General features: G+C 68.1%; 11 protein-coding genes. 5 read left to right on the plus strand and 6 right to left on the minus strand.

The window, feature by feature from the left end; all coding sequences use genetic code 11:
- Window positions 1-180 precede the first annotated feature (180 nt).
- Together QK442_RS29805 and QK442_RS29810 are read left to right on the plus strand one after the other, a co-directional pair.
- A complete protein-coding gene (locus QK442_RS29805; protein WP_282697210.1) occupies window positions 181-7,266 on the plus strand; it encodes a polymorphic toxin-type HINT domain-containing protein in 7,086 nt (2,361 codons plus the stop codon).
- Entirely contained in the window at window positions 7,266-7,541 is a 276-nt protein-coding gene (locus QK442_RS29810) for a colicin immunity domain-containing protein (RefSeq protein WP_164236033.1), read from the plus strand. The genes QK442_RS29805 and QK442_RS29810 overlap by 1 nt, the downstream gene beginning before the upstream one ends.
- A gap of 111 nt (window positions 7,542-7,652) precedes the next feature.
- On the opposite strand, the gene QK442_RS29815 is transcribed toward QK442_RS29810, so the two are convergent.
- The 5 genes from QK442_RS29815 to QK442_RS29835 all read right to left on the minus strand — a co-directional run bounded on the left by QK442_RS29815 (window position 7,653) and on the right by QK442_RS29835 (window position 12,234).
- Complete coding sequence (locus tag QK442_RS29815) at window positions 7,653-8,921, minus strand: site-specific integrase (protein WP_282697201.1); 1,269 nt, start codon at window positions 8,919-8,921, stop codon at window positions 7,653-7,655.
- Window positions 8,918-9,103, minus strand: a complete 186-nt coding sequence (locus QK442_RS29820; protein ID WP_282697202.1) for a helix-turn-helix domain-containing protein — start codon at window positions 9,101-9,103, stop codon at window positions 8,918-8,920. The genes QK442_RS29815 and QK442_RS29820 overlap by 4 nt, the downstream gene beginning before the upstream one ends.
- Window positions 9,096-10,442 (minus strand): replication initiator, encoded by a 1,347-nt coding sequence (locus QK442_RS29825; protein ID WP_282697203.1) that lies wholly within the window; start codon window positions 10,440-10,442, stop codon window positions 9,096-9,098. Before QK442_RS29825 ends, QK442_RS29820 begins: the two co-directional genes overlap by 8 nt.
- A gap of 137 nt (window positions 10,443-10,579) precedes the next feature.
- Entirely contained in the window at window positions 10,580-11,908 is a 1,329-nt protein-coding gene (locus tag QK442_RS29830) for an FtsK/SpoIIIE domain-containing protein (RefSeq protein WP_282697204.1), read from the minus strand.
- Window positions 11,908-12,234, minus strand: a complete 327-nt coding sequence (locus tag QK442_RS29835; protein WP_282697211.1) for a hypothetical protein — start codon at window positions 12,232-12,234, stop codon at window positions 11,908-11,910. Before QK442_RS29835 ends, QK442_RS29830 begins: the two co-directional genes overlap by 1 nt.
- Before the next feature lie 259 nt (window positions 12,235-12,493).
- Here QK442_RS29835 and QK442_RS29840 point away from each other — a divergent pair, with 259 nt between their 5' ends.
- Complete coding sequence (locus QK442_RS29840) at window positions 12,494-13,339, plus strand: GntR family transcriptional regulator (protein WP_282697205.1); 846 nt, start codon at window positions 12,494-12,496, stop codon at window positions 13,337-13,339.
- Window positions 13,340-13,409: 70 nt separating this feature from the next.
- On the opposite strand, the gene QK442_RS29845 is transcribed toward QK442_RS29840, so the two are convergent.
- Complete coding sequence (locus QK442_RS29845; RefSeq protein WP_019761424.1) at window positions 13,410-14,132, minus strand: GntR family transcriptional regulator; 723 nt, start codon at window positions 14,130-14,132, stop codon at window positions 13,410-13,412.
- A 156-nt stretch (window positions 14,133-14,288) separates the two neighbouring features.
- On the opposite strand from QK442_RS29845, the gene QK442_RS29850 reads away from it, so the two are divergent.
- Both QK442_RS29850 and QK442_RS29855 read left to right on the plus strand, forming a co-directional pair.
- Window positions 14,289-14,486, plus strand: a complete 198-nt coding sequence (locus QK442_RS29850; RefSeq protein ID WP_282697206.1) for a hypothetical protein — start codon at window positions 14,289-14,291, stop codon at window positions 14,484-14,486.
- A complete protein-coding gene (locus QK442_RS29855) occupies window positions 14,483-14,713 on the plus strand; it encodes a hypothetical protein (RefSeq protein WP_282697207.1) in 231 nt (76 codons plus the stop codon). Before QK442_RS29850 ends, QK442_RS29855 begins: the two co-directional genes overlap by 4 nt.
- The last annotated feature ends 679 nt before the right edge of the window (window positions 14,714-15,392 follow it).

A 15,392-nucleotide genomic window follows, 5' to 3' on the forward strand; every position in this document is an offset into this window, starting at 1 on the left:
TCTGCGCGATCTGAAGTGCAATCGCCTGCGGTCCGTCTCCGGCTGCCGCTCCAAGTGGTCCGGGGGGACCTCGTCTTGTTCGCTCGTCATCGTCATACCCGTCGCCGGGTCCGTCGCGCGGTCGTACCCGCGCTCGGCGCAGCCCTGCTGGTGGGACTGCTGCCCGCCCAGTCCCTGGCCATGCCACCGGACCCCGGGAACGCCGAACTCGGACGGGAGATCCTTGAGGCCGAGCCCCTCGAACTCGAGAAGATCGAGCTCGACGAGCCCGTCGGGGGTGAGACATTCAAGAAGGACCTCGACACGCTCAAGGCCGACATCCCCACCGACCAGCAGCAGGCACCCGCCGGTACGACGACGGTCCCGGCCGCCGACACCGAGTCGTTCACCTTCGGCTCCGCCGTCAGCCCCGCCTCGTTCACCGCCGCCACGACGGCGACGGCCACCGCGGAGGGCGGCCTCACCCAGATCCCCAACCTTCCGGTCCTCGCCGGCCAGGCGGACGGCCACCCCGCCCCCACCGGCACATGGCAGTTCAGCGTCGTCGACCGCGGCAGCGAGATCGTCCAGGGCATCGAAGAAGTCCTCAAGGTCGGTGCACTCGTCGCCGTCCAGGCCCCCTCCACCGGCTCCGTCCCGCTCTCCGTGGGCATCGACTACTCCGGTTTCAAGAACCTCCACGGCGCCGACTGGGCCTCCCGCCTGCGCCTGGTCCAGTTCCCCGAGTGCTACCTCACCACCCCCCTTGAGCCGGCGTGCCAGGAGTACGAGGAGCTCGAAACCGTCAACGACCCCGTCACCGACACCGTGACGGCCACGGTCGACACCGCCGCCGACGGCACGGCCACCCCCGCCTTCCTCGCGGCCCCCGCCCCGACGTCCGGCTCCGGGATCGTGCAGGCCGCCTACACCACCGCGACCACCGCCACCCCCGTGGCGACGGGAGGCGACAAGGCCGTCATCGGTGCCGTCGACTCCGGCGCGGGACCCGGCGGTTCCTTCAAGGCCACGCCGCTGGCAGCCAGCGGCAAGTGGACCGCGGGCGGCTCGTCCGGCGGCTTCACCTACTCCTACCCGATGGCCATGCCGCCCGCCCCGGCCGGTCCCGCCCCGAACGTCACCCTGTCGTACAACTCGCAGGCCGTCGACGGGAAGACCGCCGTCTCCTCGCCCCAGGCGTCCTGGGTCGGCGAAGGCTGGGACTACAGCCCCGGCTTCATCGAGCGCCGCTACCGCTCCTGCAAGGACGACACCCACGCGCTCACCGCCGGAACCCCCAACAACACCGCCAAGGCCGACAAGACCGGCGACCTGTGCTGGGTCTCCTACAACGCGGTCATGTCCCTGGGCGGCAGCACCACCGAACTCGTCCGCGTCCCCACCTCCACCCCGGAGACCGGTACGGAGACCTACCGCCCCCAGCGCGACGACGGCACCCGCGTCCAGCGGCACGTCGGCGGCACCAACGGGGACGACAACGGCGAGTACTGGACGGTGACCACCACCGACGGCACGAAGTACCACTTCGGCCTCAACAAGGTGGGCGGCACCCACGCCGACACCAACTCCGTCTCCACCGTCCCCGTCTTCGGCAACCACCCCGGCGAGCCCTGCCACGCCACCACCTTCGCCGCCTCCCGCTGCGGCACCGGAAAGCAGCAGGCGTGGCGCTGGGGCCTGGACAAGGTCGAGGACGTCCACGGCAACGTCATGATCGTCAGCTGGAAGCAGGAGACGAACCACTACGCCGTCCGCGGCAAGCGAGCCACCCCCGAGGCCTACGAGCGCGCCGCCTACCCCACCACCATCGAGTACGGCCTGCGCGCCACCGACCTGACCAAGCCGTCCGCGACCGTCGTCTTCGGCGTCGACCAGCGCTGCCTCAAGTCCACCACCCTCTGCAACCCGGCCAACTTCAAGCCCGGTGACCCCACCGCCTACCGGCCCTGGTGGGACACCCCCGGCTCCCTCAACTGCGCTTCCGGCTCCGATCTCTGCCCCGGCTTCCCGTCCTTCTGGACCCAGGTCCGTCTCAAGACCGTCACCACCAACGCCGCTCGCGCCGGCCAGACCGGCCTGGGCAAGGTCGACAGCTACACCCTGAAGCACTCCTTCCCCGAGGACTGGTACGACACCGCCCCCGGCCTCTGGCTGAACTCCATCACCCGCACCGGGTACGGCCCCGGCGACACCACCGGCACCCTCCAGTCCAAGGATGGCGTCAGCTTCGGCCACTACACCGTGAAGCCGCGGTCGGACAAAGCCCTGCGGAAGTACCTCCTCGACAAGCAGCTTCCCAACCTCGTCTCCAGCGGCCCCGGCGACAAGCGCCCCGGTTTCACCCGGCCTCGTATCGGCACCGTCGTCACCGAGGCCGGCGCCGACATCGAGGTCGAGTACATAGGCGGTTGCCAATACGAGCCCACCACCGACAAGGGCAAGGCCAACGGCACCTGCTATCCCGTCCGCTGGTCCCCCGACGGCGAGGAGAAGACCCCCGCCAAGGCGTGGTTCAACAAGTACGTCGTCGCCTCGGTCACCGAGACCGACAAGGTCACTCCCTTCGGCAAGCCCGTCACGACCGCCTACCGCTACTCAGGCCCCGCCTGGGCCAAGAGTGACGACGAGTTCCTCCGCCCCGCCCTGCGCACCTACAGCGACTGGCGCGGCTACCGCCAGGTCGCCGTCATCAAGGGCAACAAGACGTCGTCTCTCTCCCAGTCGCTTTCCGTGACCCGCTACTTCCAGGGCATCGGCGGTGAGGTCAAAGACTCCGTCGACGGCACCGTCCTCCTCGCCGACGACGCCCCCCAGTACGCCGGCATGACGGCCGAAACGCTCACTTACCGCGACTCCTCCAAGACGCACACGCAGTTCGCCAGCCGCACCCGCACCTTCCCCGACGTGTCCGTCGAGACCGCCTCACGCTCCCGCCAGGCAGAGGACGGCACCACCCTGCCCGCCCTGCGCGCCTACCGGACGGCCGTCAAGAAGACCGACAGCATCCAGGCCGACGGCGCCAACTGGCGTGGCGTCCGCGCCACCACCCTCGACCGCGACGCCACCTACGGCCTGCCCACCGCCGTCGAGACCGCCGTCGTCACCCACAACGGCACCGGAGAAGTCCTCTCCGAGCAGACCTGCACCAAGACGTCCTACGTCCACAACACCACCGCGTGGCTGATCGGACTGCCCAGCGCGGTCCGTACCACCGCCACCACCTGCGCCAACCACACCGGCGCCGACTCCGCCACCGAACTCAAGGGCTCGGTCCGGACCCGCTACGACCAGCTCGCCCACGGCGCCACCCCCGCCAAGGGCCTCGTGACCGCCGTCGACCAGATCGACGGCACCGGCACCACCCACTCCATCACCACGAGCACCACCCACGACGCTCTCGGCCGGGTCACCAGCGTCATCGCGCCCGGGACCGGTGAGACCAAGACCGAGTACACCCCTGCCACGGGGGGCCCGGTCACCTCGGTCAAGACGATCAACGCCAAGAACCACACCACCACCACGACCTTCGACCCCGGCCGAGCCCTGCCGCTGACAGTCACCGACCCCAACGGCCGCGTCACCCGCACCCAGTACGACGCCCTCGGCCGCCTCGTCAAGGGCTGGTCCCCCTCCCGCTCCTCGGGCAGCCAGAGCGCCAGCGTCGAGATCGCCTACCGGACCGCGACCGTCGCCGCCGACGGCAAGACCAGCCCCGCGGCCGTCACCGTCAAGACCCTCAAGGACGACGGCGGCTACGCCCGCCAGGTCACGCTCTACGACGGCCTGCTGCGCCAGGTCCAGACCCAGTCCGAAGCCCACGGCCCCGGCCGTATCGTCACCGACACCTACTACAACGACCACGGCCTGGTCGTCGAGCAGACCAGCGGCTACCTCGCCAAGGGCGAACCCACCACCGACCTCTTCAAGGTCACGTCCCCCACACACGTCAAGAGCCGGGTCAAGACCGTCTACGACGGCATGGAACGCCCCGTCAGGCAGACCCCCTACCACGGAAAGACCCCCCGCGCCGGGACCACCATCACCTACGGCGACACCGCCACCCTCGTCGACCCGCCCGGCTCCAGCGTCCCCGCGACCACCACGGTCACCGACGCCCTGGGCCGTGTCATCGAGCTCAGGCACCACGTCGCACCCGGCAAGTACCGCTCGACGAAGTACAGCTACGACAAGCGCGGCAACCGCGACAAGGTCACCGACCCGGCCGGCAACACCTGGACCTACCTCCACGACGCCCGCGGCCGCGTCACCTCGGTCAAGGACCCGGACACGGGCATCACCCAGACCGAGTACGACAACGCGGACCGTCCGAACATCGTCTCCGACGCCCTCGGCCAGTACACCTACACCGACTACGACGTGCTCGGCCGCATCACCGCGGTCCGCGAGGGCTCGAAGCTGAACACGCCGGTCAAGGAGTACACCTACGACCCGACCGGCGCCCTCGGCCTCCCGGCGGAGTCCAGGCGCCGCACCACCACCGGCGACTACGTCACCAAGGTCACCGGCTACGACACCGAGTACCGTCCCACCGGCCGTCAGGTGATCATCCCGGCCAACGCCATGACCACCGGCCTGTCCGGCACCTACACGTACACCTACACGTACACGCCCACCGGCAAGCCCCTCTCGGTCACCCTGCCGGCCAAGGGCGGCCTGCCGGCCGAGAAGGTCATCACCCGCTACAACGAGGACGGCCTGCCCGAGTCCACCTCCGGCATCGCCTGGTACACCTCCGACGTCAGCTACTCCCCCTACGGCGAAGTCCTCCGCTCGGTCTCCAGCGCACAGCCCTACCGCGTCTGGACGACCAACTTCATCGACGAGCACACCGGCCGTCTGATGCGCACGGTGACCGACCGCGAGAAGGCCGGCCCCCACCGCATCTCCGACACCGGCTACGCCTACGACGCCGCAGGCATGATCACCGCGAGCGCCCGCCAGGACGCGGTGACGAACACCAGCACGACATGGGACAACCAGTGCTTCACCTACGACGCCATGGGTGAACTGGTCCACGCCTGGACCTCCAACATCAAGCCCAACGGAACCGGCGTCGGCTGCAAGTCCAATTCAGGAGCCACCTGGGGCTACAACAGCACCGGAGCCCCCTCCAGCGGCCCGGTCGTCGACGCGGCCCACGCCGCGAACACCGCCCCGACCAACCTGTCCAACGCCAAGCCCGAGGCAGGCACCGTCGCCTCGGGCACCGCGGTCACCGGCTCGGCCGCCTACCACCAGTCCTTCACCTACGACTGGATCGGCAACCGCGCCACCATGACCGACCACGACCCGGCCGGCGTCACCGCCAACGACATCAACTACACCTACAAATACAGCACCACCCAGCCGCACACGCTGACCTCAGTGACCTCCCCCACGTCACTCATGACCAGCTACTACAACTACAACCCGACAGGGACGACCGCGTTCCGCAACCCCCCGGGGTACGCCGCGAACCAGACCCTCGAATGGACCCCCGAGCACAAGCTCGCGTCGAACACCGTAGGCACCACCAAGCACACCTACGTCTACGACGCCGAGGGCAACCGCATCCTGGAGAGCTCGCCCACCGGCAGCACCCTCTACCTCGGCGAAACCGAACTCACCACCGACTCCGTCGGCCTCATCACCCACGCCTCCCGCGCCTACAGCCAGGCCGGCACCCCCACCGTCGTCCGCACCACCACCAACCAGTCGACGACCGGCCACACCCTCAACGTCCTCCTCGCCGATCACCTCGGCACCGCCCACACCACCGTCGAAGCCGGCGGCACCCAGCCCGTAACTCGCCGCTCCTTCAAGCCCTACGGCGAAACCCGCGGCACCAAGCCCGCCAACTGGCCCAACAAGCGCAGCTACCTCGGCGTCGGCATCGACGACAAGGCCACTCTCCTCACCCACATCGGCGCCCGCGAGTACGACCAGCACACGGGCCGCTTCCTCTCCGCCGACCCCCTCATCGACATCACCGACCCGCTCCAGATGAACGGGTACACCTACGCCAACGGAAACCCCGTCTCCAAGAGCGACCCCACAGGGCTCAAACTTGACGACGGCTCTGGGGGTAAAGGTGAAACCTTTTACAAGGATGCTGAATGGGGGACATGGGACGGCACCATGCTCGATGCCACGATTCAGGCATACGAGGAAGCCGTGCGGGCCTATTCGCACATAGGAAAGAAGCTTCGTGTTTACACGAACTCTCGCGAGGAGATAATCAAGGCTCAGGCGAAATGGGATCCGTCAAACGGAAGTGTAGTTGACCAGATTTCCTTTAAAATGTGGGTGACTGGTGCTTCCGAAAGAGAGGTCGAGTACTTTCGTTCGCACTATTGTGACGTGATCACTTGCCACCTGGACCCGTTGGACGCTGCTCTCGCAGGTAGGCACGTAGATTCCGAAATCTACGACATGCCTGGTGGAGAAGCGATTGGTAGAGCATTCGCTGATGGTATGGCATCCCGCGTGGGTAGTGGTAATCCATGCGGCAGGAACAGCTTCGTAGCAGGCACCCAAGTTGTGCTTGCTGATGGGTCCAGCAAGCCAATTGAGGAAGTTGAAATAGGCGATCAGGTTTTGGCTGGCGATCCAGGGGCCGGAGAGTCTGTTGCTAAAACCGTGATTGCCACCATCCTGACCAGTGACGACAAGATCTATGTTGATATTGTCGTTGAGTCGGAGGGTGAATCACGGCCTCTCAGTACCACCGGCCATCATCCCTTCTGGGCCGAATCGGAGCGATCCTGGCTCAATGCCGATGAGCTTCGGCCTGGTATGACCCTCCTGGCTGCTGACGGCGCCCGTGTGACAGTGGCCAGTGTCCGAACCTACGAAACTTATCAGGACACATACAACCTCACTGTCGCAGACCTGCACACGTACTATGTGCTGGCGGGCGAGACGCCGGTCCTCGTTCACAACAGTGGCCCTGGCTGTGGATCGATTTGGATCGATTCGAACAAGGTTCCTCACCATTTCAAGCATGCTGAAGACTTCGGGATCACCGGAAAGGAGAGCAAGGCGACCAAGCAGGCTTTCGTGAATGCCTTGGAGAGCTTTGTCAGGAATCCGGGGAACGTTCAAGTCACAGGTACCTATCGGGGGGCTGCGGCGCGGCACTACGTTGACCCCAATACGGGGCGTCACGTATCGGTCGATCTTGAATCCGGGCAAATGCTGGGTGCCTGGAGATCGGATCCGACATCGGACCAGTTCCGGTACCTCATGGAACAAGGGAAGCTGTGATGGCCAAGCTAGAACCGTTCTTGGTGCTCGCCTCAGCAGTGGCGGAGGGAAGGATCTCGGCGGCCGAATTCTCGGTGGTCTGCCTTCCGCTGTACAAGAACTACCCGGGCTCATTTCCGTCGCACGAGCAGTATGAGGCCGCCACCGAATTGTTCTACGTAGCCAACGATCACTATGCGGGCGATTCGGATGCGCCTGCGGGTACGTTGAGTGACGAGCAAGTTAGAGCGGCAGCTACAGAAATCGCTGAGAGGATGCGATCGCTGCTTCGGTGAACGTGGTCCGGTAGGGCTTCTGTCGAGAATTACGATCCGCGCATGCCCACGACAACAGAGATTCTTGTTGTCGTGAGCATGCGCGCTTTGACGGCAACGCTGACGGCAACGTCAGCGGACGACAACTCCGGCAGGCGGAGCGTCGGGGTCATCGTCGGTGGGGCCGAGGGCGTTGCCCAAGGCGTCGATGGCCTGGCGTTGGAGGCGGAGGCGTACGTGGGCGTAGACGCCGGCGGTTACGCCGATGTGGGCGTGACCAAGGAGTTCCTTGATCACGACGAGGTCGACGCCCTGTTCCAGCAGGAGGGTGGCTGTCGAGTGGCGGAGGTCGTGGAAGCGGATGCGGCGGAGCCCGGCCCCATCGAGGAAGGTGCGGAAGCGGCGGGTGAGGTTGGCTGGGTCGAGAGGCCGGCCAGTCGGCGTGGTGAAGACGAGGCCAATGTCATTCCAGGCTGACCCTGCCGTCTCGCGCTCCGTGTCCTGCTGCTCCTGATGCTTTTTGAGGGAGTGAAGGCATTCGGTCGGGAGCGCGATACGGCGCTCGGACGCCCGGGTCTTTGTGGGCAGGTGGGTGAGGCCGCCGATGCGGGTGCGTTGGAGCGAGCGGTGGATGCTGGCCGTTCCGGTGGCGAGGTCGAGGTCTTCCCACTGGAGGCCGAGGAGTTCGCCTTTGCGGAGTCCGGTTCGCAGTGCGAGTTCGTACAGCGCCTGGAGCCGGTCGGCGCGGGCGGCGTCGAGGAACTGGCGCGCCTCGGCTGCGGTGAGGGGCTGGAAGCGCCTGGGCTGGTGCGTGGTGGTCTTGACGTTGCGGGCGACGTTGCGGGGCAGTTCGTCTTCGCGGACGGCGTGTTCCAGTGCCGACTTGAGCACCGAGTGCACGTAGGTCACGGTCAAAGCGGACAGCTGCTTCTGGCAGCACTCGCCGACCGCACAGCACTTCTTCCGTTCGGTGTCCAGCCCCTGGGCACAGCACTGGCAGGTGGTGCGGAGCCGGTCGAGGAAGGTGCGGACGTCCTTGGCGGTGAGCCTCGCGATCTTCTTGGTGCCGAGGCCGGGGATGAGGTGGAGGCGGACGCAGGCGGCGTATCGGGTGTGGGTGTTCTCGCGGAGCCGGTGGACCGCGACACTGCCGAGCCAGTACGTCAGGTAGTCACCAAGCGTGCTGTCAGCGGTGGCGACCGGCAGCCCGCGGTTGCTGTTGGCGATCTTCTCGGCGAGTTTGTCGGCGGCTTCTCTCCGCGTGCTGCCGTAGACCCGGACGCGTTTGCGGGTGCCGTCGGCGGCGAGGACGTAGCCGGCGGCTTCCCAGCGGCCGTCCTTGCGCTGGTAGATGGTGCCTTCGCCGTTGGCGCGGGCCTTCCTGCGCTTGGGGGCGGTCATCGGGCGACTTCTTCCAGATGGCGCTGGACGTAGTCGTCCAGGGCGTGGGCGGGGATGCGGCGGGCGCGGCCGATGGTCAGCGAGGCCAGGCGGCGGGTGCGCAGGAGGTCGTAGAGGGCGGAGCGGCCGATCTTGAGGCGGGCCATCACCTCGGGGACGGTGAGGAGTTCGTCGTCACGCACGAGTCGCCACCACCTGTTCGCGTGTCGGGCCGCCGCCGATGAGTGCGGCGAGGCGTTCGAGGTCGGGGGTGAGGCCGGTGCCGTCGTAGGCCCAGTGGGCGAGGACGAGGGTGGTCGGAGAGGTCGGCGGTGTGTGGCGGCGGTGCCAGGCTGCGCGGGCGGCCCGGAGGGCGCCGAGGGTGGTGGAGTAGGCGCGGGTCTTGGTGGAGAAGTGGCCGCGGAAGCCGAGCATGTGGGCCCACTTGCGCAGGTTCAGGTGCTTGAGGTCGTCGCGGGCGCCGAGGGCCCAAGCGGTGCGGATCATGCGGGCGGCGTGCTCGGGCACGGACTCGAACCAGAGGTCGGTGATCCTCTTCAGCCGGTGGTCGAGGGTGCCGGTCGCGGCTTCGGTGCCCTTGGTGGCGTACTTGGCGACGTATCCGGCGACCTTGCCCTCGGTGATCGTGGTCCCGCCCTGGAAGGCGGAGGACCGGATGATCCTGGTGTCGATCTGCTCGCCGAAGGCGAAGGAGCGGGCGCGGCCGTTGATCTCCGGTCCGTCGATGCGGGCGCGGGTGGCAGCGATCCGGATGGCGTCGGCGAGGAGTTCGGGGGTGGCCCAGGCGGGTGGCGGAGTGTGGCTGCCTGCGGGGCCGTCGAGGCGGATGACGGCGTGGAAGTGGATGAGTCCTCGCTGCTGGTATTCGGCGACCTTGGCGTAGGAGACCCGGACGACCTTGGAGAGCAGGCGTTGCGGGACACCAGCTGCGGCGGCGATGGTGCGGCGCAGGTGGAGCATGAAGCGGGCCCATAGGGTGGGTGCGTGGGCGTTCCACAGCACGGCGCCGGTGTAGTCGTACCGCTCGGGGTCGAGCGGGGTGCCGAGGCGCGGGTCGCCCTTGGTGTGGGTGTGTCCGCAGCGGCAGCGGGCGGAGCCGCCCACGCGTCGCCCGTGGACGGGCCCGTACGAGGGTGCGGTGAGGGTGGCGAAGACGCGGGGGTGGGTGGCGACCTGGTCGGGGATGTTCTTGCCGCCGCGCAGGCCGGCGGCGATGAGGTGGTAGGTGTCCTGGCGGTAGAGCTCGGCGCAGGAGGGGCAGCGGGTGGTGCGGCGGTTGCCGCAGCGGACCAGGAGGTGTCCGGCGGGAAGTTCCTTGGACTTCAGTTCGCGCAGGATCTCGCCGGTGAGGGCGTCGATCTCGGTGCGCTGGCCTTCGAGCCGGATCGGCTGGGCGCAGCCGCCCAGGGAGGAGAGTTGCCGTACCAGGCCGAGCAGGTTCCGGTATCCGGTGAACGTGGGTAGCGCGGCCTTGGCGGGTTCGGGGCGGGGGATTGTGGTGGTCGGGGTGTGCGGTGGCATGCTGGCGGGACCTCTCTGCGCTGCGGCACACGCGTGTGCCGTGGATGGATGGGGAGGAAGGCCCCGGCAGGGGCGAGGGTTTGGCGACTACACGCCCTTGCCGGGGATCACTGCGAAGCGGGACCAGGAGGCGGCGGTCACGCGGCCTTGTCCAGGTCGATGTGGTCGGGCAGGTCGCGGACCTTGAGCCCTTCGGCGCACATGAGGTCGTTGATCTGCCAGCAGGCTTCGGTGGGCAGGTAGACCGAGCGCAGCCGGACCGGGGTGCGCATGTCGCCGACGGAGGCGATGGAGACGCCCTGGGGCATGGTGCGGTCGGCGGCGGTGATGTCGAGTTCCCGGCCGTCGGGGAAGAGGTGCAGGAAGTCCTCGACGGTGTCGACGCGGTGGCAGATCCGGGCGGACAGGTTGGTGCGGATCGCGGTGGTGAGCACGTCGGCGGAGGGTTTCTGGGTGAGGAGCCACAGCCGGATGCCGAACTTGGCGCCCTGGCTGGCGATGGCGAGCAGCTCGGCCTCGAAGCGTTCGCGGGCCTTGCGGTCGGGGTGCCGGGTGTAGTTCGCGACCTCGTCGATCACCACGAGCAGCAGCGGCAGCTCCTCGCTGAATTCGGTGATGCGGTCGGTACGACCGGACCAGAACAACCGTTCCCTGCGCTGCATCTCCTCCCGCACCCAGCGCAGGATCTCGGTCGGCTCGTCGGGATGGATGGCGTCGGAGACCTTGTAGGCGGTACGCCACCAGGGCGCGACAGCTCCGAGGTTGGGGTCGATCACGATCAGACGCACGTCCCGCATGAGGGAGGCGTAGGCGAGGAGGGTGTTGACGGTGATCGACTTGCCGGAGCGGGTGAGGCCGGCGACCAGGGCGTGGGCGGAGTAGGCGAGGTTGAGCGCGATAGGGGTGCCGTCCTCGTCCCAGCCGAGCAGCACATCATCGGTGGAGACGAACTGACCCGGTCGGCAGACAGGGGAGCCGTCCGGGCCGAGCAGCGGTGAGCGGATCACCGCCTCCAGTGGCTCGCGCCTGAAGCCGCGCGCGACGATCACTCCGGGTTTGGGCTGGCTGATGCGGATGCGGCGCATTCCCCAGGCGTCGCACAGGCCCTCGCTGGCGTCCTGCCAGGCGCTGAGCCCGACCTGCGGCAGGGCATCGGCGGTGACGGTGACGCCGAAGGCGTCGGCGCGGGTGCGCAGTCGCGGGACCAGCACGCGCGGCTTCGGCTGTTGCTCCTGCGGTCCGTACTGCTGGAGCACGGTCGGGGTGGCGTCCTTGACTGCCAGGCCGAGCATCGGGGCGAGCCGCTTCCAGCCCCACCGCAGCCGCCGCGCCTGCCGCAGGCTGATCCGGGTCTCGGGATCGGCCCGGTACCAGCGGGCGAAGCAGAACGAGGCCCAGCTCAGAAGCACGAGCCCGCCGAGGCCGACCACGGCGAGGAACGCGAGCCCGAGGGGGTTGCCGGTCATCAGGCGCCTGCCTTGGCGGTGACGGCGTCGGCGCGCAGGGAGATGCCGTGCCGGTCCTTGCCGTTGATCTCGTTCTCCCAGGCCGTGGCGACCAGGCCGGTGAAGACGACGGGCATGCCGACCTTCAGGCCCTTGCCGAGACCCGGCTCGGGGACGTTCACGGTGATCACTTCTGCGCGGCCGTTGAAGGCGAACATCACGTCCACCAGGTGCAGGTGGGCGCCGGTGGCCCGGTCGATCGCGGGCTGCTGGCCGTCGCGGTCCTTGAACCGCTGGCGGGACTCGGAGGCCAGGATCACCAGGGCCGGGGTCTGGTCGATGGGCATGGTCTTCACGGCAAACCTCCAGGTAGAGGGGTGCGAGTCACCCGTGTGGGCGATCGTGTGCCGCAACCATACATTCATTCCATCCGAAGTCCATCCCTATTGAGTTCCATCCGATCCTGCGGTGGTCCATCCATCCGGCGGCTACGCTGACCCCGTGAGGCCGCTGAGCTGGTGAAACACGACAGGCAGCGGGCTGCCTGCGGCGGATGGAATCGGACTCGGACTGGGGATGGGCATGGCTGCTGCTGACGAAGCGCGCTTGACGTTCGAGCGCATCGCGGACGACCTGCGGCAGCAGATCCGGGACGGCGAACTACGGCCCGGCCAGCTCCTGCCGACGCAGAGCCAGCTCATGCAGACCTACAAGGCATCGAGCCTGACCGTGCAGAAGGCGATCCGGCTGCTCAGGAACGAGGGCTGGGTCATCGCCCGCCAGGGGCGCGGCACATTCGTCACGCGCTCGGCCGACTTCGAGGACGCCTTCGAGAAGGTCGCCGGCGATCTCACACAGCAGATCTACTCCGGCACCCTGGCACCCGGGGCCAGGCTCCCGGCCCGCGAGGTCCTGGCGGAGCACTACGCGGTGCCGCTCAACGTGGTCACCAACGCCATCTCTCTGCTGGCCGGCAACTTCCTCCTGCGCTACCCCGGCGAGCTGCCCGGCGACGAGGTCTACGTACGCGACTGGGACGACCACGGCTTCGCCACCCAGCTCACACACGGCCGCCTGGTCCACAAGATCAGGGACGGATCACTCGCCAGGGGAGCCACGGTCACCGTGGACGACGTGGTCGACACGATCGGCGGCGACCCGGAATCCGCAGACCAGGCCCTGACCTTCCTCACTCTGGAGGGCAGGATGAAGAAGGCCCACCAGCGCAACGGGTCGATGGCGTATGTCGTCGTAGGGGGCGAGTTCGGCACCGAGGTACCGGTCTCGGTGCAGCCGGTGGACGAGCCGGACGAAGCGCCGACTGCCCCGCAGAAGGAGTTCCCAGCGGCTGCCGGAGTGGCGGATCTGGCCTACAAGCTCGAACGAGCCCTGGAGCGGATCGAGGAGCTGGAGGAGCGCGTCGAACGCCTCGAAGGCCGCGACGCCAACTGAGGCAGATACGTGAACGACGGCGTCCCCGAAGGCCGCAGGCTGGCTTTCGGGGACGCTTCGCGTGGATCGGTCAGGGCTGGTACTCGTAGCCGATGGTGAACCGGGGCGGCAGACACCACTCCCCGTACTCGATGATCCCTTCCGCGTCCGACCAGCGGTGGGCACCGGCCAGGATCGGAGAGCCGACCGGCAGACCCAAGGCGCTCGCCTCCCGGGCGTCGGCGGGGCGGGCGTGCATGTCGTCACGGGCGTGGGTGATCGTGCGCCCGGTGGCTTCCAGGACTCGGGCGGACAGTCCGTGATTGCGGCCCGGGGCGGTGTTCAGCAGGTCCGGTACGAGGGCGGCGAACGGGGCCGGGTACCAGGTCACGGCGAACACGGTCCGGGTCTTGCCCCGGCCCGCCAGCCACTCGCGCCGCACCACCTGATCCCCGGCCTCCAGATCGAAGATCTCCGCCACATACAGCGGCGGCGTGATCAGCTCGGCAGCCGTCACCCGGCTCGTCTCGCCCTCCGCCAGGAACGACTTCACCCGCTGGACCCGGGCCAGCCGGTCCCGTGCCGACAGCGTCCAGCGCGGGTCGTCGGCAACGTAGGTGCCGCGCGGGGTGGTGCGGATGAAGTTCTCCACCTGGAGGGCCTGCAAGGCGCGGGAGACGGTGGCGGCCGCAGCCTGCCACTGGCCGGCGATCTCCCGGTTCGTCGGCAGCTTGGCGCCCGGCTCAAGCTCTCCCGACAGGATGCGCTCCCGGAAGTGATCCGCGATCTTCGTGAACGTCTTGGGACTGGGCATAAGGCTTGCCCCTCCGTTGAGTTGACGTGATGTCAGTGGAAGCACACTAGTGCACTACGAACCGTAGCGGGAGTGCTTCGGTCACTCGAATACTGAACTAGAGCACCGACCTGTCAAGAGGTCGGACACGTGACGTTCGAGAGGTGGCGATGTGCAGTGACGGAGCCGACCAGGTACTCGACCCCGCCGGTCGAACTCCCCTTGCGCCTGGAGCTGGAGCCGGTACCCGTTGAGGGCTGTGCGGGATGCGCGGAGCTGGCCAACGTACGTGACCGGGCCCGCGCGGTCGGCGACATGACCACCGTCAGCGACTGCAACGTCTACATTCGACGCCATCCGGAGGGCCACCAGTGAGCCCCCGCACCGTCTACCGGCACGTCACCCACACCATCCGCCACGTACCCGAAGGCGGCATCACTTACGAGGCGTTCTGCGTCACCGCTGGATGCGGAGCCGAATCCGGCGCCCATGACGAGCAGGAAGCCGCGCAGGACTGGGCGCTCCGCCACACCGGACGCACCGGTCACGACCTCTTCAGACGGATCTTCACCGACCACGCCCAGGTCACCCGAGCCGAGTAGAACCACCACCGCAAACCGGAACAGCACCCACACGCCGGAGGCCATCGTGCCAGGCCAGCGGCCCAGCCGGACGCTCGGCCACCGAACACGGCGTACCGCCGAAGTGGGATGCGTCCAAACTTTCTCTACGTCTTCAAGGCGACCCGCTGACGCGGGTCGCGCGCGGCACGGCCGCCCGTCCGGCCCGCTCTCGGCTCCGCCACCGCGGGCCGGCCAGCGACCAGGCCGCGCAGAAATGGCGCAGCGTTGCGCCGGAAGCGCGGAGGAAGCCGGACGCGCCAGCACGGCGAACACCAGGTCGACGGCGAGGCGGCGGCAGGGAGTTGGCCGGGACGGAGGCCCGGAGGTGGGGCCGGTCGGCTCCGTGGGCTTTACCCACCTCCCCGGGCCGGGGCCCGCGTCGGGCAAGGCCAGGGGGCCACTCGTTCAAATTCCGGGCAGGATCACGACCTGCCCGAGTTGCCGGGCCAGCGTACGGCCCCCTGACCATGCCCGACCCCAACCCGGGCAGGACACCGGCCAAAGCCCACTCCGCCGCCCTCACGCGCGCAGCCGTCTGACGGCAACGCCGACGGCAACACGGGCGTACGGCAGGGCACTTCTGCGCACGCCCACGGACGGGCCGGAATTCGTTGACCAGCGAAAATGCACGTGACGCCCGCCCGGCGAGCACACGTAC

This window comes from Streptomyces sp. CC208A (genome assembly GCF_030010625.1).
Taxonomy (GTDB): Bacteria; Actinomycetota; Actinomycetes; order Streptomycetales; family Streptomycetaceae; genus Streptomyces.

What these genes read in the sequence shown, in the direction of transcription:
- QK442_RS29825 (WP_282697203.1), bottom strand. Translation starts at nt 10,442, where the DNA reads ATGCCACCGCACACCCCGACCACCACAATCCCCCGCCCCGAACCCGCC.
- QK442_RS29845 (WP_019761424.1), bottom strand. Translation starts at nt 14,132, where the DNA reads ATGCCCAGTCCCAAGACGTTCACGAAGATCGCGGATCACTTCCGGGAG.
- QK442_RS29810 (WP_164236033.1), top strand. Translation starts at nt 7,266, where the DNA reads ATGGCCAAGCTAGAACCGTTCTTGGTGCTCGCCTCAGCAGTGGCGGAG.
- QK442_RS29835 (WP_282697211.1), bottom strand. Translation starts at nt 12,234, where the DNA reads ATGCCCATCGACCAGACCCCGGCCCTGGTGATCCTGGCCTCCGAGTCC.
- QK442_RS29830 (WP_282697204.1), bottom strand. Translation starts at nt 11,908, where the DNA reads ATGACCGGCAACCCCCTCGGGCTCGCGTTCCTCGCCGTGGTCGGCCTC.
- QK442_RS29805 (WP_282697210.1), top strand. Translation starts at nt 181, where the DNA reads ATGCCACCGGACCCCGGGAACGCCGAACTCGGACGGGAGATCCTTGAG.
- QK442_RS29815 (WP_282697201.1), bottom strand. Translation starts at nt 8,921, where the DNA reads ATGACCGCCCCCAAGCGCAGGAAGGCCCGCGCCAACGGCGAAGGCACC.